A 21,435-nucleotide genomic window follows, 5' to 3' on the forward strand; every position below is an offset into this window, starting at 1 on the left:
GTTAGGCAAAAAACAACATGCCTTCGACAGTCAAGTCAGTGATCTCTTTTCATCAGGTAGTCAGCGATCTCCATCAAGCGCGCAGGATCGGGAATGGCGGTGTCAACAAGCGCCTGCTTGGCGGACTGTGTAAGCCTCTCAACCTCCCGCAAGGAAGCGTCCATTCCTACAAAATAGGGATACGTCACCTTCTGCTGCTGCACATCGCTCTGCGTCGCCTTGCCCAGCTTGGCTTCATCGCCGACAAGATCGAGAATATCATCCTGTATCTGAAAGGCGAGGCCCAGATCCCTTCCGAAACGGCGCAGCCCTTCAAGCTGCTCCACAGACGCCCCCCCGATACGCCCACCGGCCAGCAGAGAGAAAATGATCAAATCGCCTGTTTTATGCAGATGAATGAACTTGAGCTCCTGCAGCTGCGTGATTCCCTGCTCCCCGGCCATATCCGCCGCCTGGCCACCGACCATTCCGCGCGCTCCGGCCATTTCAGCCAGATCCTCAACAATAGACAGCAGCCGCTCGGCTGGAACACCATGCCGCCGGCCTGCCTGTACAATACTGTAGAACGCATGCGTCAGCAGCGCGTCCCCCGCCAGAATGGCTGTAGCTTCACCGTACACCTTGTGATTCGTCGGCTTGCCCCGCCGGTAATCATCATCATCCATGGCAGGAAGATCATCATGAATCAGCGAATAGGTATGCACGATCTCCACCGCACAAGCAATCGGCATCGCTGCCGGTCTGCTGCCGCCGAACGCTTCGGCTGCCGCGATCACCAGCAGCGGGCGCAGCCGTTTGCCGCCGGCCATCAACGAGTAGTACATCGAGGCCCTGAGCGCTTTCGGAACCTCCCAATGCCCTGGAATAATGCGGGACAGCTCCCCCGACACTTCCGCAGCTGTGCTTTCCATGTATTCCTTGAAGCCTGACCTGCTGCTCAAGCACGTTCACCGCCGCTTTCTTCAAAATCGTTCCCGAACGGCTTCGTCCGGGTTTCACCGTCTTCCTCCACGATCATTTCAATTTTGCGTTCCACCTGCTCCAGCTTCCGGCCGCACAGCTGTGACAGCTTCATACCGCGCTGGAACAGATCTATCGCCTGTTCGAGCGGAACATCCCCATGCTCCAGCTGTCCGACGATATCCTCAAGGGCCGCCATCGCTTCTTCAAAAGTCAGTTCTGTCTCATTCGCCATACTGCTTGTCGACCTCCTTCATTCCCCACACCTGACAGTCCAGCTGCCCGTCGCTCATTTTGACTTTGATTAAATCCCCGGGCTGAACGTCCCGAAGCGATTTGATAAGCCGTGCCTCCTGCTCGTCGTATACCAGACTGTAACCTCTGGCCATCACCTTCAAGGGGCTGAGCGCATCCAGCTGGCGCACCGTGGAGGCCAGCTGCTGCCTGCTGCTCTTGAGCACCCTGCCCGCCGCCGACAGCATTCGGCGCTCCGACTGCTGCAAGTCGCGTCTTGACACCCGCACCTGCTCCCGCGGATTAAAGCGCTCAAGCGCATGCAGGAGCCGCGCGTTCTGCTCCTGATGCAGGCGCGTGCGGCTCGCTGCGGCCCGCTTCAGCCTGTCGCGCAGCATGTCCAGGCGCTCGGCATGCTGCAGCATGCGGCGCCTGGGATGAACCAGCACCGGCGAGCGCTGCAGCCTTGTCAGCCGCTCCCGTTCGGCAGCGACACGCTGTTTCAGCGCATTCCGCAGCCGCAGCTCGCGTTGCCGTACCTGGTCGGTAAGCTCGAACAAATGCGGCACGGCCAGCTCGGCAGCAGCGGTCGGTGTAGCGGCCCGTAAATCGGCCGTAAAGTCGGCAATGGTAAAGTCCGTCTCATGGCCGACGGCCGAAATAACCGGAATGGCGGATGAATAAATCGCACGGGCTACAATTTCTTCGTTAAAGGCCCAGAGCTCCTCCAGCGATCCGCCGCCCCGTCCGACAATGAGCACATCCGCCTCCATCATCTCGTTCAGCTTCGCAATCGCTTTTACAATAGAAGCGGCAGCTCCTTTCCCCTGCACCAGCACCGGGTACAAAAGCACCCGCGCCTGCGGGTAGCGGCGCTGCAGTGTTGTTATAATATCGCGGACGGCTGCGCCGGTCGGGGATGTGACCACCCCGATTGTCCGCGGAAACCGCGGCAGCGCGCGTTTGCGCTCCGGAGCGAACAAGCCCTCCGCCTCAAGCTTTTGCTTGAGCTGCTCGTAGGCGAGATAGAGACTCCCTATCCCGTCGGGCTGCATATGGGTGGCGTAAAATTGATACTGCCCGTCCCGTTCATAGACCGATATGTTGCCACGCGCGATCACGCGCGAGCCCTCCTTCGGCACAAAGGGCAGACGCTGGTTATATGAAGCAAACATAATCGATTTGATGCGGCTGCTCTCGTCCTTCAGGGTGAAATACATATGTCCGCTTGAATGATGGGTGAAATTTGAAATTTCACCCCGGATCCACACATCGGATAACATCCGGTCGGATTCCAGTTTCATGCGGATATACCTGTTCAATTCCTTAATTGAAAATATTTTTTGCTCCGCCATGGCAGGCCGCCTTATTTCAAGCCACGAGAGCGTTTGGCCGCGATCAGCGTATTTTTCATCAGCATCGTAATCGTCATCGGTCCGACGCCGCCAGGCACCGGTGTAATCGGCCCGGAAACTTCCTGTACGCTGGCAAAGTCAACATCGCCTGCCAGCTTGCCGTTGTCCAAACGATTCATGCCAACATCAATAACGACAGCTCCAGGTTTAACATAGCTGGCATCAATAAAATTGGCGCGACCGATGGCTACAACAAGAATATCCGCTTGTCTGCACAGCTCGGCCATGTTGCTTGTACGGGAATGACACATCGTCACGGTTGCATTTTCACGCTGCAGGAGAAGAGAAACAGGCTTTCCAACAATATTGCTTCGGCCGATGACAACGGCATGCTTGCCCGCCATTTCAAGGCCTGTCCGCTTGATCAGCTCAATCACCCCTGCAGGTGTACACGGCAGCAGGCTGTCGTCCCCGATGACCAGATTGCCTACATTGACCGGATGAAAGCCGTCGACATCTTTATGTACAGCGATGGCGTCGATTACCGCCTTTTCCTCAATATGTCCGGGAAGCGGCAGCTGCACAAGAATGCCATGAATGGACTCCTGCCGGTTCAATCGGTCCACCAGTGCAAGCAGCTCCTCCTGCCCCGTATCCGCAGACAGACGGTGCACCTCGGAATAAAAGCCGAGATCATGACAGGCCTTTTCCTTGTTTCTGACATAAACCTGGGAAGCAGGATCTTCGCCTACGAGAACAACCGCCAGACCCGGCACCAGGCCCTGCGCTTTCAGCTCCTCTACTTCCTTTCTGATATCCGCGCGGATTTCCTGAGAAACTTGTGTACCACTAATCAACGGTGCTGCCATGTTTACACTCTCCCTCAACTCACTTAATAATTAGCCGCTCTATTCTAGACAAAGCGGGATTTCAACTGCTCCAAATCCTGAATCAAACGCCCGAGAACGCCGTTAACGAATTTTCCAGACTCCTCGGTGCCGAAATGCTTGGACAGCTCAATCGCTTCATTGACGGCCACCTTGCCCGGAATGTCTTCACGGAAAATCATTTCATACGCTGCGAGGCGCAGAATCTGACGATCCACCCTGGATAGTCTGCTGACCTGCCAGCCTTTCAAATAATCGGTGAGCAGGGTGTCAATGGCAGACCGCTGCTCCCAGGTTCCTGCAACCATATTGAGCACATATTTCCGCAGAGCGGCCTCATCCTTCACGACGACCTCTGCTTCATTGTCCGCGGCCGCTTCCTGCAGCAGCATGTCCACCGCTTCCTCCGCCTTCACCTCATTCATTTCCATATGGTACATGCTTTGTACCGCCAGTTCTCTTGCCAAACGTCTTTTCATGCATGCCTCCTACACTCTCACATAATCATCACAGTCAGACAAATTTGATCTTGCTAAAAACTCATACATTCCATAATCTAAAAAAAACCCGGTGAACGCAACTCCAAAACAACGGACGTAGACAAGCTGCGGCTCTGATTTTGGAGAATGCGTATCACAGGGTTCATTTAAAGGGCCGCTTGCGGTTGAAGATCCAGTCCCCGAGCTTTTTGAGCGGCTCAAAAACATCGAGTTTGGCATCAAACCTTTTACCCAGCGTGTATCCGATGAACACCAACAATGCAAAGATCAACATATCCAGTAAACCTGATACTAAATATACAATACCCAGGCAGATGCCGCCCGCAATCCCTAAAATCCGTCCCTTGTACTCCAGCCATATTTCATTCCAGGTAGGCATTCTTAAAACCACCTCTATTCCACACGGCTCTTAAAGGCCGGTGACGCAGTGACATTTGCGATGTACACCGACACGTTGGACACCGGAATGCCGGTAATTTCCTCCAAATGGTCATGAACAGCCTTCTGCATATCCGAGGTCAGTCCAGGAATGGAGGTGTCGCCCTCAACCACTGCGCGGATCGTAATATCCAGTCCTGATTCCGTTACCTTGACGCGTGATTTTAAATCGTTAACTCCGCGGAACCTGGAGACCGCTTTGAGGCACAGGTTCTCAATCGTCTCGACGGAGATCTGGATATCCCCATATTCCGTACGCTGATCAATGGTCGGCTGGCTTTGCCGGCCGCGGCGGAAGGGAACAAAAATAAACCGAAGGCTGAGCAGAAACCAAATAATAGCGACCGTCAGCGCGATCGCCCACAGCTTCCTCCCATCCATGTTATCCAACTGAGGCGGGAGAACACCGCTCAGAAGGAGGATGGCAATAACGGATGCAATTCCGATACTCAAGCTGTATATAAACAGCAAAAGTCTATCCACAATTTTAGTCACGAACTGCACAGCCTCCTTAAAATTAGAGTAAACCCTCGACCCAAAGGTCGGGGGTTTTACGCAGAAAGATTTTATTTAACGCGGCCGGTAAGATCATTCTCTTCCGAAGTACGTTCTGCGTTCTTGAACTGGACGTCATGAATATGGACGTTCACTTCCACCACACTCAGACCGGTCATGTTCTCAATGGAACGTTTGACGTTATGCTGAATCTGGGAGGCCACCTCAGGCAGACGGTTGCCGTATTCAATAATGACAGATACATCCACAGCCGCCTCGCGCTGGCCTACTTCCACCTTAACACCCTTGGACAGGTTCTTGCGTCCGAGCAACTCGGCAAAGCCGCCTGCAAAACCGCCGCTCATGCCCGCTACCCCTTTGACCTCTACCGTAGCCAGGCCGGCAATAACTTCGATGACTTCAGGAGCAATCTGAATTTCACCAATTTCCGTTCTTTCAAATTCCGTTGGCATTGTACCCATAATTTACACACCTTTCGGTTAGCTAGGATCGTTGTAAGTCTGTAGACACAAGCGTACTTTTATCCATACTATATCATTTGGAAAACATGATGACAAACCTTTGCAACAGGCGCGTCAGACTTCATTTTCTTCAAGGAATTTAATATCAAAATTACCGTTGATGAAGGTCGGATGCTCCAAAAGCCGCTGATGAAAGGAAATTGTCGTCGGAATGCCTTCGACCGCAAACTCAGAGAGCGCCCGCTTCATTTTGGCGATGGCGTCGTCGCGCGTCTGCCCCCATACGATCAGCTTGGCGATCATCGAATCGTAATAAGGCGGAATGCTGTACCCGGGATAAGCGGCGCTGTCCACCCGTACTCCCGGCCCGCCGGGAGGCAGATAAAAGCCAATTTTGCCTGGCGCCGGCATGAAGTTGCGGGCAGGGTCCTCCGCATTGATCCGGCATTCGATGGACCAGCCGTTAATAACGACGTCCTCCTGCTTGAACGACAGCTCGTTACCTTCGGCCACCGAGATCATCTCTTTGATCAGGTCCACTCCAGTGATCATTTCGGTCACGGGATGCTCTACCTGAATCCGGGTATTCATTTCCATGAAATAAAAGGAGTTGTCCGGACTCAGCAAAAATTCAAGCGTTCCCGCTCCCGAATACTGTACGGCCTTGGCCGCACGCACTGCCGCCTCGCCCATCTGCTGGCGGACCACTTCAGACAAAACCGGGCAGGGCGCTTCCTCAACAAGCTTTTGCCGGCGGCGCTGCACGGAGCAATCCCGTTCACCCAGATGGGCAACATTGCCGTGTTTATCCGCAATGACCTGGATTTCAACATGCTTCATGCCTGTCAAATACTTTTCAAGATACACACCCGCATTGCCAAACGCCTTCTGCGCCTCCTGCTGCGCGGTCGTGATCTGCTGGATGAGCATCTCTTCGTTCTCTGCGATGCGGATACCTTTGCCGCCGCCGCCGGCTGTCGCTTTAATAATGATCGGATAGCCGATGTCACGGGCGATCATAACCGCTTCCTCCAGATTTTCCACCAGACCGTCGGAGCCAGGAATGACCGGTACGCCGGCATCCTTCATCGTCTGCTTTGCAACAGCCTTGTCTCCCATCTTCGTAATCGCTTCGGGAGAAGGACCGATAAAGGTAATATTGCAGGATGCGCAGATTTCGGCGAAGTCCGCATTCTCGGCCAAAAATCCGTAGCCAGGGTGTATGGCATCACATTCGGTCAGCGTAGCCACGCTCATGATGTTCGTGAAATTCAGATAACTGTCCTTGGACAAGGTCGGTCCGATGCAGTACGCTTCATCGGCAAGCTTCACATGAAGAGAGTCCTTGTCGGCTTCCGAATAGACCGCTACCGTCGAAATGTTCATTTCCCTGCATGCCCGGATGATGCGGACCGCTATTTCTCCACGGTTGGCAATTAATATTTTATGAAATTTCATGATTATTTATCCTCCTTAGAGAAGCAGCCGTACCAGACTGCGCAAACAGCTTACTCCGGCTTGACCAGGAACAGCGGCTGGCCGTACTCCACAAGCTGGCCATTCTCCGCCAGAACTGCAACGATTTCACCTTTGACCTCGGCTTCCAACTCGTTCATCAGCTTCATCGCCTCAATGATGCAAACCGTCGTTTTCTCCCCGACCTTGTCGCCTGCGCTGACATATGGCGCCGCGTCCGGAGATGACGATCTGTAAAAAGTTCCTACCATAGGAGACACAATTTTATGTAAGTTGGACGCAGGTTCTGCCGCTGCGGTTTCGGCCTGCGGCTGCACTGCAGAACTTGACACGATCGCCTGTGGAGCCGCCGCATAGACAGGTGCCGCTGCCGGCGCCTGAACCGTTACAATCTCGCTCTTGCCTGGCTTGCGGATCATCAGACGTGCGCCTTCATTCTCAATCTCCAATTCCTGAACGGACGTTTCATCCACCAGCTTGATCAATTCCTTAATCTCGCTTAATTTAAACATCGCAATTATTCACTCCTTCAGCATTATGCCGGTTGCAGCGCATCTTCGCTCATGCCTGCCGATTATACAGAACCGGGTGCGCTGCCGCAGGCTCTGCCCGCATCTGTGGCTTGGACAGCCTGACAGCTTTTTGTATTATATCACAATCGACTGAAATAGAAAGAGCGCGGAAAGCAAAATAAAAGATACCGATCAGCTGTCATCGGTATCTTTTATTTTTAACTGTGTATGGCGCTTCCCGGTCAGGAGAATGTGCCTGTTACTCGGACACATACTGAACTTTGATTTTGTCCTGAGTTACATTAAGCTCCTTCATGACTTTATCCACAATGCTTACAGCCTGCTTGGCATCCATTTTTTTATCGCTCAGCACAACCACTTTGTATACATCGTTATCCTCTTCCTTGACGACTGCGCTGGCAAACTGCTGCTCCAGCTCTTCCTCGAGGCCTGTAATTTTCGCCTGTTTGTCTTCAAGCGCTGTCAGCTCCTTCTGTGCCGCGACCGCTTCCGTGGAGGACTTGTCATTTATAGCTGCCATCAGCTCTTCCTGCTTTTTCTGATTGTTCACTTCGCGCTCGAGCAGATAATCGTCGATAACTGCAGCGGCCGTCTCTTTCGCTTCCGGTCCTGCTTCCGGTCCCGCTTGCTGCCCTGCCTTAACCTCTTCCAGCACCTGTTCGTCTGTCTTGGCCACCTCCATCTGTTGTCCAGCGGACTTAGAAGAATCTTCCGTTCCAGTCGCAGCGGTTTGACCCTCTGTTCCCTTGGAAGCATCTCCTTCTGTCGCTGCCTGCCCTGTTCCAGAAGCCGTATCATTGGATGCTGTATCGTTGGATGCTGTATCATTTGAGGCTGTATTGTCGGATGCTGTTTCACCAGACGCGGATTCGCCAGCTGCTGTTTGATCCGATGCTTCTTGACCGGATGCCGCATCTCCGCCCTCCGTGACGACCTCATTGACCGTCAGCTCATCGGAATCCCCGGTTCCGGGTGTGGCAGTTGCCCCGCCATCCACCTGTGTGCTGTCCGCAACCGGATCGGTGGCTGTGCCGGTGTCTTCCGTAAACAAATAGTAGGCTGAAAGCACAACCATCAAGCTCAGCATGGAAACCAGCCAAATCGTTTGTCTTTTATTATTCATTCCAATACCCTCCTGCCTTTTCTTGTAATTACTGCTGCTTGCGAGGGACCACCGAGATGCGAGAGGAAGGGACGTTGAGCCCTTTTTGCACCGCATCAGTGATCAACTGTTTGACCACCTGATTCTCCGCCCCCTTGGCGACAACAAGAACGCCCCTGACCTTCGGCTTGATTTTCTTCGTTATAATCGGTGTATTTCCTCCGCTGTTCTCATAAGTCACGATTTCACCATCCCGGGTAAACTGGGTTGTATGACGCTTGCCGCCGCTGGCGTCCGTCTCCTCCGTCTCCTCCTGGGTGTCCTTCGTGTTGCGCTGCACTACAATCTCCTCGGTTGAATCCACCGTTACCATGACATCTACCGCGCCTACACCGACAATTTGCTCCAGCATCGTCTTCATATTATCCTCAAATGTCTTCTCAACCTGATCGAAGGACCCGGCCTCCTCTGCAGCCGGTTCCAGCACCGGGCTGGTGTCGCTCGCCGGCGGCTCCCGCCCGACATTTTCGGGGTCGATTTCCCTGACATTCACGAAGGAATTGAACAGCATGATCGCGACCCCGACCAGCCCCAGGATCAGCAGCCAGCGGAACGTGTTGAAGCGCTTCTGTGCACCAGGCCCCCCGCCGATCCAGCGCTCCCATATTTCCTTCCATTTCCCCAAATCCTCATCACCTCCCATAACATGGTCATACTGCTTCCTCCGGGGTCAGCACCTGAATCTTATCCCTGCCGATTCCCCATTCCTGATGAAGCAGCTCTGCAATCTCCTTCGCTTTCCCGTCTGCCCCTGCCTGCTTCGTTTGCGGCACTGCTGCCTGCCCGCCTGTTGCTTCCGCATCCTGCCCGATCCGGACTTCGATTTCCGTCTCCGGGACGGTGACAGGCTCAATGCTTTCAACTGCCTCTTCCCCATTCGCGGGTTTCCCCGGATCGTCAGCTGCAATTTGACCGGCCAGTTTTACCTTGACCGAGGCAATGCTTGTGCCCGTGCTCATTTCGCCTGTCGCCTGCTCATCGTGCGCAAACGCAACCTCCACCAACTGCACTCTTTCCCCTGTTTCCTGCTCGATCTGTCCCTTCATCTGCCGTGCCACCTCACCTGCTGCGTATTGCATCGCAGTCTGCTCCTGCTTCCTCTGCATTTGCTGTCCCTGGGCCAGGATTCGTTCAAGACTCTGCTGCTGTCCGCTCTCGTTCCGTTCCTGGGCCAGAAAAGCCTGGCGCAGTTCAGCGGCCGGATTGCCGCGGAGCAGCTGTGCGATCGGGGAGATCAAAGTGAGCAGAATCAGCAGGCTCAGGACAAGCCGCACGTACCTTTCCATGGAGCGGCTGGGCAGGATTAAATCTACGAACGCGGCCAGCAGCACAATCATGACCAGATGCCTTAACCATTCGCCTAACCACGACATGACCGTTTTCCCCTTTTCCTTCCGCCATAACCTTTCCCGGCTTGAGCTTCAGCGCTCCTCTTCCAGGCTTGCGGCTTCTCCCTGCATACATTTTCCTCACCTCATCATAATGGTCATATTTCCAGCAGCCAGCATGATGGTGATCGCTAAAAAAGACATCAGCCCCACGGCGGCCACCGCCCCGAACACAAACAGCATGCTTTTCCCGACCGCCTGCAGGCAACTGACAATGGGCGTATCGCCAAGGGGCTGCATGATGGCTGCGGTCACATTGTAGATCAGTGCCAGCGTCAGTATTTTCAAAGCCGGAAAGGCGCACAAAAACAAAATGATGATGACTCCCGCCAGACCAATCGCATTTTTGACCAGCAGCGACGCGGAAATTACCGTATCTGCAGCGTCGGCGAGCGCCCGGCCTACCACCGGCACAAAATTGCTGGCGACGAACTTGGCGGAACGCAGGGTCATTCCATCGGTCACCGATGAGGTCCAGCCCTGTACGGAGATTACCCCGAGGAATACGGTAAGCAGCGTTCCCAGCAGACCTGCGGCAATGTTGCGGAGCAGATCCGCGAGTTGGGTAAGCTTGTATTTGTCGGATAAGGAGCTGACCAGATGCAGCAGTGCCGAGAAAAACAGCAGCGGAAACACGACGGTATGAATAACCGTGCTGATCGTGTGAATCATGAATACAATCAGCGGATGTGTAACCGATACAGTCACCACGTTGCCCATGGAGGCGAGCAGTGTGAAGAGCAGGGGCAGCATGGCCAGCATAAAATCGGTCATACTGTCGATGGCGTTTTTGGCATATTGGATCGATACACTGAAGCTGTTGATGGCAATGATGATAATGACCATGTAACACAGCGCATAGGCGACTTTGCTCACCTGGTTTTTCTCGAACGCTGTCTGCAGCGTTTCCATCACCATACTGAGAATGCTCAGCATGACAATAGTCACGAGCAGCTTGGCGTTAATGAGGATTTCATTCCAGAGAAAACCACCAAGTGCAGCCATAACCCCCTGCATGCTGAACCCTTCTCCGCCCGGCAGCAGCATATCCATGAAGGAGGGCATCTTCTGCTGCGGAAAAAAGCCCCCGTATTGTTTCATAAGCCCGTCCCAGTACTGCTCCACCTCATCCTTTGGAAGCTCCTCGGCCTGCTGCCTGATCCAATCATTCGCCGGAGTTTCCGCCAGGATGATGCCCGCCGATGCGAACCAGAAGCAAATCAGCAGAATCCATACGTTTTTCCGGCTCGGCATTACGCTCATTGCGTTCACCCTTTATGCAGGCATCAGCTTTAATATCGTTTCAATGATGATGCCGATAATCGGCAGGGCCAGCACCATGATCAGCACCTTTCCCGCCATTTCTATTTTGGTTGCAATACTTTCCTGGCCGGCATCCCTGACAATCTGTGCCCCGAATTCGGCGATATAAGCGATGCCGATAATTTTGAGCACGGTTTTGAAATAGATCATGTCCATTCCCGAGGAGCGTGCCAGCCGTTCCAGCATACTGACGACCGAATCTATTTTTCCGATCAGCATCAGGAAGATCAGAATGCCCGCACCTGCCGCAATGAGAAAAGCGAACATCGGCTTTTGCTCCTTCACGACGAGAATCAGCACCGTGGCGATCAACCCGAAGCCAACAACCTGAATGATCTCCATATGTCTCACCTACTGGAACAGAAAAATCGATTTGATTTCCTGCAGGAGATTATCAAGCAGACGAACCACCATAAACAAAACGACAACAAAACCGATGAGAGTGACCCAATGCGCCATATCTTCCTTGCCCATTTGCTTCAGGACAGTATGAATCATGGCAATGATGATCCCGATCCCCGCAATTTGAAAGATCGCGTTCACTTCTAAATTCATGCAAGCACCCCGCTAATAGATCAGTATGACGATCAGTGCTCCGATCAAAAGGCCAAGGCTTCTGCTCATTTTTTCATATCTGGCCTGATCTGCCAGTGCGGACGCTTCTTCGTGCTTTAGCTGCTGGGCTGCCAGCTCAATATGGCGCATCTGATCCGCACGGTCACTTGTCCCGAGACTGTATGCCAGCTGCATCATCGTGTCCTGCTCGGGTGCCTTCATCGCCGTGTGCCGCCAGACCCTTTCAATCGCCTCATGCAGGCTTTCTCTCGCCGTCATACCGGACGGGGGCAGCATGGATGCCGCCGCCTGCTTGAACATGGTCCTGAGCGGTTCTCTTAAAGGCTCGCCCGTTTGGGACAGGGCATCAGGCAGCGGTGTCACACCGTAAGAGATTTCAGTCGCAAGGCGCTGCAGCGCAAGGATCAGCTCCCTGATCTGCCGCGGCCTGTCTGCAAATTGCCTGGCCTTCAGCCATCCACCCACAGTCGCCGCCAGCAGAATCATCATGGCGCCGATCAGCTTCAGCATCCGCTGCTCCCCCCTTTGCCCGTGATGGTTAAAGCCAGCATCCGCTGCTTGGCATCGGCCGCGCGAAAGGAGATATGCGAGCCCTTGCGTTCAAGCAGAATGTACCGCTCAAACAGCGCCTGTCCGGCCAGTGCCTGGAACGCGGGTCTCCTTGACAGCTCGGACAAATCCCTGCCATGGGCGGAAGCGATGACGCTGATACCGGCATGGAGCGCCTCCTGGATCGCCTCTGCGTCCTCGCTGCGACCGATTTCATCCACAACGATGACCTCGGGTGACATCGAACGAATCATCATCATCATGCCTTCAGCCTTCGGGCAGGCGTCCATGACGTCAGTTCGAGGTCCGACATCAAAACCTGGAACTCCCTTATAGCTGCCGGCAATTTCAGAGCGCTCATCGATAATGCACACCTTCATCCCGCCGGGCGCATAACGCCTGCCCGCCGTCCCTGAGCTGAGCTGTCTTGCCAAATCGCGCAGCAGCGTCGTTTTCCCATGCTGGGGCGGAGACAGCACCAACGTATGCAGCACCCGTCCGGACCTTTCGTCAAGCACATAGGGGAGCACCGGATCCGCTATGCCGGGGACGGCCCGCGCAATTCTGACATTGAAGCCGCTGATGTCCCGCAAATGCTCAACCTTGCCGCCGCTCAGCACCGCCCGGCCGGCTAGTCCGATCCGGTGCCCCCCGGGAATGGTAATGAAGCCTTTGCGCAGCTCTTCTTCCATCGTGTACAGGGAGTGGTTGCTGATCAAATCAAGCAGACGGCTTGTATCCTCCTTGTCCGGCCGATATGCTTCCCCTGGCTGCAGTGTCATTCTGCCGCCGCGGGTCAGGAAGTGATGATCGCCGCCGGCGTTGATTTCCAGCGGTCTATTCTCTCTGATCCGGACTTCTTCGAGGCGGTCGAACACGGTCTGCGGAAGTTTCCGGAGCATGCTTCTCACCGGTTCGGGAAAAAGATCTAACCAATCCATTGCCATCACGCCCCTCCGCTGTTGTGGTTATGATCCAGTCTGATCTTATGACAAGTCTATGCTTGGACCGGTAGAATATGACGCTCGCGTTTCTATCATTTTTTCAAAATACCAAACATGAGGCAGGCGACACCGCAGCCGATCCATATCAGCTTGTCCCATGATAGCTTGTCCGCCATTCCCACGAGACCAATCGTCGTTGTCGCAAGCAGCACCAGCGGCCCCACCATGGCCAGTCCTGTGTTGACTACCAGCGCCTTCTCAACCTGGTTCAGCCTCAGCATAATTAACGCCGCAGCAATTTCCAGACAGCCGGACAACAGGCGAATCATCCCCATCCCGGCTACGAACTTGTCCAATACCGCTCCCTCCCTCCGCAAGTCCCTAGCTTCATCCAACTCAAGCGTTTTGAAAAAACGCACTTCGGAAGCATAAGCTTCGGTGCTGAAAACCTGACTTTTTGAACACGCACTAATAGATAGATATGCAAGAGTGTGAGAAATTAGTTCTCGCGGATTAGGCACCGGGCCCAAACCTCCGGCATATATTGACCCATGAAAAACGGGATTTAACTATAAGGAGGCTTTACCGATGAGAGAAGCTCAATCGGACCGCTGGCATCCGGCACTCCAGGACCCTGCGGGAGGCAGAACAGGCACAGCCGGCGGCACCGGAAAAACCATGGTTATGGACAAAGGGCTCGGACCCAGCGCTTTCAGTGACCTGCTGCACATGTCCGCACCTTATATCGATATGATTAAACTGGGCTTCGGCACTGCGGTCCTGACTCCGGACGATATCCTGCTGTCCAAAATTGACCATGCCAAAAGCCGGGGCATCCTCATAATGACCGGGGGCACCTTTTTGGAAACTGCCTTGGCGTTAGGTTTGCAGAACGAATTTCTGGCCCAGCTCCGGCAGCTCGGATTCAATGGTCTGGAAATATCAGATGGCAGCTTTCCCATGACACGCAAGAAGCGGTCCGAACTGATTCTGCGCGGACAGGATATGGGATTCACTGTTATTACGGAGTATGGCAAAAAGCTGGGCGGCCAGCCGCTGACCATAGGACACTTTGTGGAGACGGCAACCATCGATCTTGAGCTCGGAGCCGAACTGGTCATCATGGAAGGACGGGAATCAGGAAGCGGCGCGGGCGTCTATAACGAGGATGGAAGCTTGAAGGAGCAGGATTTCAGGAGCATTCTGCAGTCTATGCCTTTACCCGACAAGGTCATGTGGGAAGCTCCCCGCAAAGAACAACAGGTTTTTCTGCTGCAGACGCTGGGCCCCAATGTTCACCTGGGCAACATTTCCTTTCAGGACGCGACTGCGCTGGAGGCGCTGCGAAGGGGGCTGCGCGGAGACACCGCCTGCTGGGTGGAGAACCCGACTGCTGATATGGAAGGCAAGCTTAATTGACATGAGGGGGCCTCTGAATGCGCATTGATGTTATCGGAAGTGTCAATGAGGTTATAGCAGAAGAAGCAGCCAACAAATGTGTGGTGGTGATCGATGTGCTGCGGGCGACTAGCACCATCGTAACCGCACTCGCGAATGGAGCAGACTGTGTGGTGCCTGTCGAGACGGTTCCCCAGGCCAGACAATGGAAACAGCCGGATGTGTGGCTTGGCGGGGAAAGATATTGCCGCAAAATAGCAGGCTTTGATGCAGGCAATTCGCCGGAAGAATATACCGGCCAGGCCGTACGGGGGAAGCGGGTTGTGCTGACAACCTCCAACGGGACACGCGCTTTTTTTAAGGCCCACCGTGCCGCATGCATTCTCGCTGGTTCATTCCTTAATTTAAGCGCCTGCGCCGAAGCGGTAAAATCGATCGGCCGCAACACCATGATCATCTGTGCAGGCAGTAAGGACCGGTTTGCATTGGAAGACGGATTATGCGCCGGCTGCATGATTGAGGAGCTTCATAAAACGCTCGGGGAAGATCTGGAGCTGAATGATTTCGGCAAGATGCTTCAATTTGCTTCCAGGCACATCAAAACCGAGCTGGTTCAACTGATTCAGGACTGCAGCGGCAGCCAACGTCTGAGACAGCTCGGCTTTGATCAAGACATTGCATACTGCACACGCGTGGATCTGTATTCCGTCGTGCCGGCGCTGGACCAGGATCATATCATTCGCCCGCTCACCGCAGCGAGGTTCGCTTCCTAGCTTGTTCTAAAGTTCAGACACGGCGACATACACTGATAACATGACAGATATGGACTGGAGTGTCGCCGCTTTATGAACGGAGAAATCATCCTTGTCATCCTAATTGTCGTCGGCTTGATCGGCCGGTCACCCATTATTACGACCGCCGCCTGCCTGCTGCTTGTCATGAAGCTTGTTCACCTGGAAAGATATTTGCCTTCCATGGAGCGCAGAGGTCTGGAGTTTGGCCTTCTTTTTCTGACCATCGGTGTGCTCGTGCCCTTTGCGCAGGAGAAAGTAGTTCTCCGTGACATTACAAATACGCTGACGACCTGGCCGGGCATTGTGGCATTGGCAGGCGGGGCGATTGCCACTTACATGAACGGAAAAGGTCTCGCGATGTTAAAAATAGACCCACAAATGATTGTGGGTCTTGTACTCGGTTCTATTCTGGGCATTGTATTTCTGCGCGGCATTCCTGTCGGGCCTTTGATGGCGGCGGGAATTACCGCTTTTTTACTGAAAGTGACCCAGTGGATTGCGGACAAGCTGTCTTGACCGCTTACCGGCGGTCCTGTGGCCCTCCGACAAACACCTGCTCTTCCGTGTCCAGATTGTATGCGGTATGCAGCGCTTTGACGACGTCCTGCAGCTTGCCTGCTTCAATGACACAGGATACCTTGATTTCCGATGTGCTTACCATCTTGATGCTGATGCCAAGCTTGGATAGAACTTCGAACATTTGCGCCGCCACACCGGGATGGCTGACCATGCCTGCGCCGACAATAGACACCTTCACCAGATCATCCTCAGTGCTGACCTCCCTGTAAGGAATAACCTCCCGAATCCCTTCCAGGACGCTGACCGCCCGCTGCTGATCCGACAAAGCCACCGTAAAGGAGAAATCCGCCTTACCGTCCTGCACCCCGCTTTGCACGATAATATCGACGTCAATTTTAGCTTCCGCCAGCGCGCCGAAGACCGTCGCCAGCACACCGGGAACGTCCGCTACCCCCAGAATGCTGATTCTGGCCACATTTTTATCGTATGCAATGCCGCTTACAACTACACCCTGCTCCATAACTGCTTCCTCCTTCACAAGCGTTCCTTCATTATAATTAAAGCTGGATCGTACAATCAGCCGCACATTGTTATGCTTGGCATACTCCACAGCGCGGGGATGAAGCACCGCCGCACCGAGATTGGCAAGCTCCAGCATTTCATCATAAGAAATTTCCTTCAGCTTGCGCGCACATTTGACGATGCGCGGATCGGTTGAATAAACACCGTCCACATCCGTATAAATCTCGCAGGCATCCGCCTTGATTGCAGCAGCCAGAGCAACCGCCGTCGTATCGGAGCCCCCTCTGCCAAGGGTCGTAATCTCACCGCCTTCCGATATGCCCTGGAAGCCAGCCACAATCACGATTTTTTGCTCTTCCAATGCCTTGAGCACGCGCTCCGGACGAATATCGATAATTCTGGCTTTGCCATGCTCGGCCTCGGTCAGAAATCCGGCCTGCCAGCCTGTAAATGAAACAGCGGTACGGCCAAGCTGATGAATCGCCATGGACAGCATAGCGATGGATATTTGTTCACCTGTCGTCATGAGCATATCCATCTCACGCGCAGGCGGCTGATCATTCAGAAGCTTGGCCTTATCTATCAAATCATCTGTCGTATCCCCCATCGCGGACACGACAACCACACACTGATGCCCTTCGTCCTGCTTCTCGACGATGCGCTTGGCAACACGCTTCATTCGCTCCGTATCCCCTACAGAACTGCCTCCAAACTTCATGACATACAAAGACAAGCCTATTCACTCCCTCAAACTGAACGTATGTAGCACAATCAGGTCGCTTTGCCCGCCATAAAACCTCATATGAGCGGGCACAACTTTCATACAGTATAATACGAAAGTATTTCGTTGTTCCAATGTTTTTTGTGATTGCAAAAAATCCCCTGCACCACAAGGGCAGAGGATTTGGGGCTCCAGAGTTACCGGATTAGGCGCGGGACATGTACTTGCCGTCACGCGTGTCGATCAACAGCACATCATCCTGGTTGATGAACAATGGAACCTGAACATTCAGGCCGGTTTCCATCTTGGCATTCTTTGTAGCGCCTGTAGCCGTATTGCCTTTAATGCCTGGCTCGGTTTCAGCCACTTTCAGCTCAACACTTGTTGGCAGGTTAATGCCGAGAATCTCGCCGTTGTAGCTGATAATATTCACATTCATGTTTTCTTTCAGGAAGTTCAGCTCCCATTCCAGTTGCTTGCTGGTCAGGGTAAACTGGTCATAGGTTTGGTTATCCATAAACGTATGCTCATCGCTGCTGGCATACAGATAGGACACGCCGCGGTTCTCGATTTGGGCACGCCCGATCGTTTCACCTGCACGGAAGGTACGCTCTACGGTGTTGCCGTTGCGCAGGTTTTTCAGCTTGGAACGAACAAATGCCGCACCTTTACCAGGCTTAACATGCTGAAAATCAAGAACTGTGAAGATGTCGCCGTCTACCTCAACGGTCAAGCCTGTTTTAAAATCGTTAACGTTAATCAAAGAATAACCCCTCCTACAGGATCAGTAAAATAAATCCGCACGCACTAAAGTCGTACAGAGATGCAGCTTTAAACAACCGTAAACTGCTTGGCCGATTTCGTCAAAACCCGTATACCGTCAGCCGTGATCACAATATCATCCTCGATCCGCACACCGCCAAGTCCAGGCAAGTAAATTCCCGGCTCGACCGTAACCACCATCCCGGGCACAAGCACATCGTCACTCAGCTTGGACAGTCGCGGAGATTCATGAACCTCCATCCCCAAACCATGGCCGGTGCTGTGGCCGAACTGATCGCCGTAACCATACTTGCTGATGATATCCCGGGCGAGCGCATCGGCTTCGCGTCCGGTCATTCCTGCTTTGATATGTTCCAGAGTATGAAGCTGAGCCTCAAGTACAATATCATAGATTTCCTTTAATTGCAGCTGAAGATTGCCGGTTGCTACCGTACGGGTCAGGTCAGAGCAATAGCCATCCAGCAATGCACCAAAATCAAAGGTGATAAGCTCATTCTCCCGAATGACTTTGTCGCTTGCACGACCATGCGGCATGGCCGAGCGTTCGCCCGAGGCAACAATGGTGTCAAACGAAGAAGATGCCGCCCCATGCTTGCGCATGAAAAATTCAAGTTCAAGGTCCAGCTCCCGTTCCGTAACCCCTGGTTTGATAAGCGGCAGAATGTGTGCGAACGCCGCATCTGCCAAATCGGCCGCACGCTGCATCACTTCAATCTCGCCTTCATCCTTGATAATGCGAAGCTTCTCGATGATGCCGGAAACCGGGACAAACTTAACCGGCTCTAACTGCTCTGCATAGGTTCCATGGGTCCCGAACGTCACATGATCCTGCTCAAAGCCCAGCTCGCTGATCTGTTCGGATTGGAGCAGCTCCTTCACCGTATCCATGACCTGCGCAGCATGCTCTATTACAGTAAATCCCTTCGCTTGCTCGGAAGCCTGGGTCATATAACGGAAATCCGTCAGGAAAAAGCTCCCTGTTTCTGTAATAAGCACATAACCCGCCGAGCCTGTAAATCCTGTCAAATAGCGGCGGTTTACAGAGCTTGTGATCAGCATGGCACGCAAGTTCCGCTCTTCCATTGCCTGACGCAGTTTCAATACTCTCTCCATCGGCCAGTCCTCTCTTTCACCTTCAAGAAATCACCAAATGATATTTTAACACAAGCTGCGGCCGCTTGAGAAGTTTTTTAGTTGCAGCTGTCAGCTTACACTGCGTGCTCACGCAGCCGCTCATCCGTAAATTCAAACGCAACCGTATAACCAATAAAAAGCCCCCACAGCAAAAAAACGCAAAATTCGGAAACCAAGGTATCCCATGTAAGCCTTGTAACCGGTGGGAACATGCCCAGCCGCGGTCCGGCCCACACAAACAGCACCGTCCACCATACCGCACCGAAAATCAGACCAGGGTAGGGTCCTTTTAGCTTCCGCAGCAAAGCAGTATAAAGGAACGTTGCAATCATGGAGAACACGATAAAAAAAAGCAGGCCAGTCAAGTGTCCGGCAGTGCTCTTCATGAACGAATGCTTGAAAAAGGGCTCCGCAAGAAAGCCGGGAAGAACGACGGTAAAGTGCAGAATATAAAAAAGCCAGCGCACCAAGCCCCAGATTAATCCGGCAAAAAAGCCGAGCTGAAGAGAAAACCGGAGCGGTGAAGTTAGCCCTTGTCCCGTCGGATGCGCACTGCGATCTCTTTTTGTTATCGAGCTCATATCGAATCTCCTCCGCGTTCTGTGGCTTAAGAAATCGTATCTGTGCTTCTAGTATGTACAATCCGCGGCAGCTTCATTAGGAAATGCCGTCAGTTTTTTCCTTAAACGCCATCAGACCTATCCTGTCACAACTAGCAATCGTCTGCAAAATTCGATACAATATAAGGGATCAAATTTAATCTGACAGAAGGGCTGCCCTGCAACGCTTTTTGCAGCATACACATTAATTAATCAGGGAACATAGGCAAAATGATATTCCCGGAAACGGAAGGTGAACCGGTTGTCTCAAGCATCCAAGCCCGTCAGTTACGGTGGCCAGGCGGTTATAGAAGGCGTGATGTTCGGCGGCAAGCGGGTCAATGTCACGGCGGTCCGCCGCAAGAACGGTGACATAACTTTTCTGGAGGTGCCCCGCCAGGACAGTTCGCTGGTCAGCAAGCTCCGCAGAGTTCCGCTGCTGCGCGGAATTGTCAGCATTATTGATGCCAGTGCCAAAGGCACGAAGCATTTGAACTATTCGGCTGACGCCTACGCTGAAGATGAAATGGACCCGGAAGAACGGGCCGCGCAGCAAGAAAAGGAAGATTCCAAATGGAGTCTGAGCATGATCATCGGTGTTGCCGCCATCGGAATTCTGTCGTTCCTGTTCGGCAAGCTGGTATTGACGCTTGTACCTGTCGTTGTAGAGGATTTTCTGTTTGGCAGTCTGTTCACCAGTCAAATCGGGCATAACCTGGCCGAAGGCGTGATCAAGCTGATCCTGCTGCTCGCCTATCTGTGGGGAATTTCCCAGACTCCCATGATCAAAAGGCTGTTCCAGTATCACGGAGCGGAGCATAAAGTGATAAGCGCCTATGAGGCAGGTGTCGAGCTGACGCCAGAGAACGTACAGAAATTCAGCCGGCTTCATTACCGGTGCGGCAGCAGCTTTATCATGCTTACCGTCATCATCGGCGTCATTGTATATTCTTTGTTCACTTATGAAAATATATGGGAACGCATGGGGCAACGCATCGTCCTGCTCCCAGTTGTACTGGGCCTCTCCTTCGAGTTTCTCAAGCTGACGAATTCGCTTCGTGAAGTCCCAGTATTGCGTTACTTGGGTTATCCGGGTTTGTGGCTTCAGCTTCTTACGACAAAAGAACCGACCAATGATCAAGTGGAGGTCTCCATCGCTTCTTTCCAACGGATGCTTTCCCTTGACGCCGAACTGGAGAAAGCCCCTGTAGAGGAAAGGTTAAGCAGCCCGTCTCTTGATCCTGTGAAAGGATGAGATGAATATGAGCAAACAGGCATTCGTATTTTGGGGGTTCATCGCGCTGGCCATTGTGGGAACGGCAGTCTCCATTATCCGCGGGGATTACGGGATGCTGAGCGTGCTCCTCATCCCGCTCATCGTCTTCGGCATCGTGCTGCTGTTGTATAAATTCCCTCCCCGCCGGGGCACCAAGACCCCAAAAATCAAACCTTCCGCAAAAACGATGGCCAAAGCGGCCGGAGGCCGCAAGCCGACAGCAGCCAAAAAGCGCAAGGAATATCCCTTCTATGTGATCGAAGGCCAGAAAGGGAAAAATAATGACGATGTGCCCAAGTATCATTAACACGGCACAAACATGGCAAGCACCTGACCGTTCCCTAAACGGTCAGGTGCTTTTTTTACTGCTGGTTCACACAAAAATCC

General features: G+C 53.2%; 28 protein-coding genes. 5 read left to right on the forward strand and 23 right to left on the reverse strand.

Features of this window, described 5'->3' with window-relative positions:
- Positions 1-35: 35 nt before the first annotated feature.
- The 19 genes from ACE41H_RS16495 to ACE41H_RS16585 form a co-directional block, all read right to left on the reverse strand.
- The gene (locus ACE41H_RS16495) at positions 36-911 is read right to left on the reverse strand and encodes a polyprenyl synthetase family protein (RefSeq protein ID WP_375356625.1); all 876 of its coding nucleotides are present in this window, start codon (positions 909-911) and stop codon (positions 36-38) included.
- 26 nt (positions 912-937) lie between these two features.
- Positions 938-1,195: an exodeoxyribonuclease VII small subunit gene (gene xseB / locus ACE41H_RS16500; protein WP_375356556.1), complete on the reverse strand. Its 258-nt coding sequence runs from the start codon at positions 1,193-1,195 to the stop codon at positions 938-940.
- Positions 1,185-2,549, reverse strand: a complete 1,365-nt coding sequence (xseA, locus tag ACE41H_RS16505; protein ID WP_375356557.1) for an exodeoxyribonuclease VII large subunit — start codon at positions 2,547-2,549, stop codon at positions 1,185-1,187. The genes xseB and xseA overlap by 11 nt, the downstream gene beginning before the upstream one ends.
- Positions 2,550-2,560: 11 nt before the next feature.
- Positions 2,561-3,418 (reverse strand): bifunctional methylenetetrahydrofolate dehydrogenase/methenyltetrahydrofolate cyclohydrolase FolD, encoded by an 858-nt coding sequence (gene folD, locus ACE41H_RS16510; protein ID WP_375356559.1) that lies wholly within the window; start codon positions 3,416-3,418, stop codon positions 2,561-2,563.
- A 44-nt stretch (positions 3,419-3,462) separates the two neighbouring features.
- Positions 3,463-3,915: a transcription antitermination factor NusB gene (gene nusB, locus ACE41H_RS16515; protein WP_375356561.1), complete on the reverse strand. Its 453-nt coding sequence runs from the start codon at positions 3,913-3,915 to the stop codon at positions 3,463-3,465.
- Positions 3,916-4,078: 163 nt separating this feature from the next.
- The gene (locus tag ACE41H_RS16520; RefSeq protein WP_375356562.1) at positions 4,079-4,315 is read right to left on the reverse strand and encodes a DUF2273 domain-containing protein; all 237 of its coding nucleotides are present in this window, start codon (positions 4,313-4,315) and stop codon (positions 4,079-4,081) included.
- A 14-nt stretch (positions 4,316-4,329) separates the two neighbouring features.
- Complete coding sequence (gene amaP, locus ACE41H_RS16525; RefSeq protein WP_375356563.1) at positions 4,330-4,869, reverse strand: alkaline shock response membrane anchor protein AmaP; 540 nt, start codon at positions 4,867-4,869, stop codon at positions 4,330-4,332.
- A gap of 71 nt (positions 4,870-4,940) precedes the next feature.
- Positions 4,941-5,351 carry an Asp23/Gls24 family envelope stress response protein gene (locus ACE41H_RS16530; protein WP_375356564.1) on the reverse strand — a complete coding sequence of 137 codons (411 nt, stop codon included), beginning with the start codon at positions 5,349-5,351 and terminating at the stop codon, positions 4,941-4,943.
- 114 nt (positions 5,352-5,465) lie between these two features.
- Entirely contained in the window at positions 5,466-6,809 is a 1,344-nt protein-coding gene (accC, locus tag ACE41H_RS16535) for an acetyl-CoA carboxylase biotin carboxylase subunit (protein ID WP_375356565.1), read from the reverse strand.
- Between the two features lie 50 nt (positions 6,810-6,859).
- Entirely contained in the window at positions 6,860-7,339 is a 480-nt protein-coding gene (gene accB / locus ACE41H_RS16540) for an acetyl-CoA carboxylase biotin carboxyl carrier protein (RefSeq protein WP_375356566.1), read from the reverse strand.
- Between the two features lie 259 nt (positions 7,340-7,598).
- On the reverse strand, positions 7,599-8,483 hold the full coding sequence (locus ACE41H_RS16545) for a SpoIIIAH-like family protein (RefSeq protein WP_375356567.1): 885 nt from the start codon (positions 8,481-8,483) through the stop codon (positions 7,599-7,601).
- Between the two features lie 28 nt (positions 8,484-8,511).
- The gene (gene spoIIIAG, locus ACE41H_RS16550; RefSeq protein WP_375356568.1) at positions 8,512-9,147 is read right to left on the reverse strand and encodes a stage III sporulation protein AG; all 636 of its coding nucleotides are present in this window, start codon (positions 9,145-9,147) and stop codon (positions 8,512-8,514) included.
- 25 nt (positions 9,148-9,172) lie between these two features.
- Entirely contained in the window at positions 9,173-9,895 is a 723-nt protein-coding gene (gene spoIIIAF / locus ACE41H_RS16555) for a stage III sporulation protein AF (protein ID WP_375356570.1), read from the reverse strand.
- A gap of 96 nt (positions 9,896-9,991) precedes the next feature.
- Positions 9,992-11,173 (reverse strand): stage III sporulation protein AE, encoded by a 1,182-nt coding sequence (spoIIIAE, locus tag ACE41H_RS16560; RefSeq protein WP_375356571.1) that lies wholly within the window; start codon positions 11,171-11,173, stop codon positions 9,992-9,994.
- Between the two features lie 12 nt (positions 11,174-11,185).
- Complete coding sequence (gene spoIIIAD / locus ACE41H_RS16565; protein ID WP_375356572.1) at positions 11,186-11,575, reverse strand: stage III sporulation protein AD; 390 nt, start codon at positions 11,573-11,575, stop codon at positions 11,186-11,188.
- Between the two features lie 9 nt (positions 11,576-11,584).
- The gene (gene spoIIIAC / locus ACE41H_RS16570; protein ID WP_375356573.1) at positions 11,585-11,788 is read right to left on the reverse strand and encodes a stage III sporulation protein AC; all 204 of its coding nucleotides are present in this window, start codon (positions 11,786-11,788) and stop codon (positions 11,585-11,587) included.
- 12 nt (positions 11,789-11,800) lie between these two features.
- Positions 11,801-12,319 carry a stage III sporulation protein SpoIIIAB gene (gene spoIIIAB, locus ACE41H_RS16575; RefSeq protein WP_375356575.1) on the reverse strand — a complete coding sequence of 173 codons (519 nt, stop codon included), beginning with the start codon at positions 12,317-12,319 and terminating at the stop codon, positions 11,801-11,803.
- Positions 12,313-13,299, reverse strand: a complete 987-nt coding sequence (spoIIIAA, locus tag ACE41H_RS16580) for a stage III sporulation protein AA (protein WP_375356576.1) — start codon at positions 13,297-13,299, stop codon at positions 12,313-12,315. The genes spoIIIAB and spoIIIAA overlap by 7 nt, the downstream gene beginning before the upstream one ends.
- Positions 13,300-13,394: 95 nt before the next feature.
- Positions 13,395-13,658 (reverse strand): YqhV family protein, encoded by a 264-nt coding sequence (locus tag ACE41H_RS16585; protein WP_375356577.1) that lies wholly within the window; start codon positions 13,656-13,658, stop codon positions 13,395-13,397.
- A 232-nt stretch (positions 13,659-13,890) separates the two neighbouring features.
- On the opposite strand from ACE41H_RS16585, the gene comA reads away from it, so the two are divergent.
- The 3 genes from comA to ACE41H_RS16600 all read left to right on the forward strand — a co-directional run bounded on the left by comA (position 13,891) and on the right by ACE41H_RS16600 (position 16,010).
- Complete coding sequence (comA, locus tag ACE41H_RS16590) at positions 13,891-14,721, forward strand: phosphosulfolactate synthase (RefSeq protein ID WP_375356578.1); 831 nt, start codon at positions 13,891-13,893, stop codon at positions 14,719-14,721.
- Positions 14,722-14,738: 17 nt separating this feature from the next.
- On the forward strand, positions 14,739-15,473 hold the full coding sequence (locus tag ACE41H_RS16595; protein WP_375356579.1) for a 2-phosphosulfolactate phosphatase: 735 nt from the start codon (positions 14,739-14,741) through the stop codon (positions 15,471-15,473).
- Positions 15,474-15,545: 72 nt separating this feature from the next.
- Positions 15,546-16,010, forward strand: coding sequence for a DUF441 domain-containing protein (locus tag ACE41H_RS16600; RefSeq protein ID WP_375356580.1), 465 nt, complete (start codon positions 15,546-15,548; stop codon positions 16,008-16,010).
- 4 nt (positions 16,011-16,014) lie between these two features.
- Here ACE41H_RS16600 and ACE41H_RS16605 read toward each other — a convergent pair whose 3' ends face one another.
- The 4 genes from ACE41H_RS16605 to ACE41H_RS16620 form a co-directional block, all read right to left on the reverse strand.
- A complete protein-coding gene (locus ACE41H_RS16605) occupies positions 16,015-17,268 on the reverse strand; it encodes an aspartate kinase (RefSeq protein ID WP_375356581.1) in 1,254 nt (417 codons plus the stop codon).
- A 193-nt stretch (positions 17,269-17,461) separates the two neighbouring features.
- Positions 17,462-18,019 carry an elongation factor P gene (gene efp, locus ACE41H_RS16610; protein WP_375356582.1) on the reverse strand — a complete coding sequence of 186 codons (558 nt, stop codon included), beginning with the start codon at positions 18,017-18,019 and terminating at the stop codon, positions 17,462-17,464.
- Between the two features lie 68 nt (positions 18,020-18,087).
- On the reverse strand, positions 18,088-19,152 hold the full coding sequence (locus ACE41H_RS16615) for a M24 family metallopeptidase (protein ID WP_375356583.1): 1,065 nt from the start codon (positions 19,150-19,152) through the stop codon (positions 18,088-18,090).
- Positions 19,153-19,247: 95 nt separating this feature from the next.
- Positions 19,248-19,754 carry a YqhR family membrane protein gene (locus ACE41H_RS16620; protein WP_375356584.1) on the reverse strand — a complete coding sequence of 169 codons (507 nt, stop codon included), beginning with the start codon at positions 19,752-19,754 and terminating at the stop codon, positions 19,248-19,250.
- Positions 19,755-20,034: 280 nt separating this feature from the next.
- Here ACE41H_RS16620 and ACE41H_RS16625 point away from each other — a divergent pair, with 280 nt between their 5' ends.
- Positions 20,035-21,027 (forward strand): DUF1385 domain-containing protein, encoded by a 993-nt coding sequence (locus ACE41H_RS16625; protein ID WP_375356585.1) that lies wholly within the window; start codon positions 20,035-20,037, stop codon positions 21,025-21,027.
- 7 nt (positions 21,028-21,034) lie between these two features.
- The gene (locus ACE41H_RS16630) at positions 21,035-21,355 is read left to right on the forward strand and encodes a hypothetical protein (RefSeq protein WP_375356586.1); all 321 of its coding nucleotides are present in this window, start codon (positions 21,035-21,037) and stop codon (positions 21,353-21,355) included.
- The last annotated feature ends 80 nt before the right edge of the window (positions 21,356-21,435 follow it).

This window comes from Paenibacillus enshidis, from assembly GCF_042136365.1.
Taxonomy (GTDB): Bacteria; Bacillota; Bacilli; order Paenibacillales; family Paenibacillaceae; genus Paenibacillus; species Paenibacillus enshidis.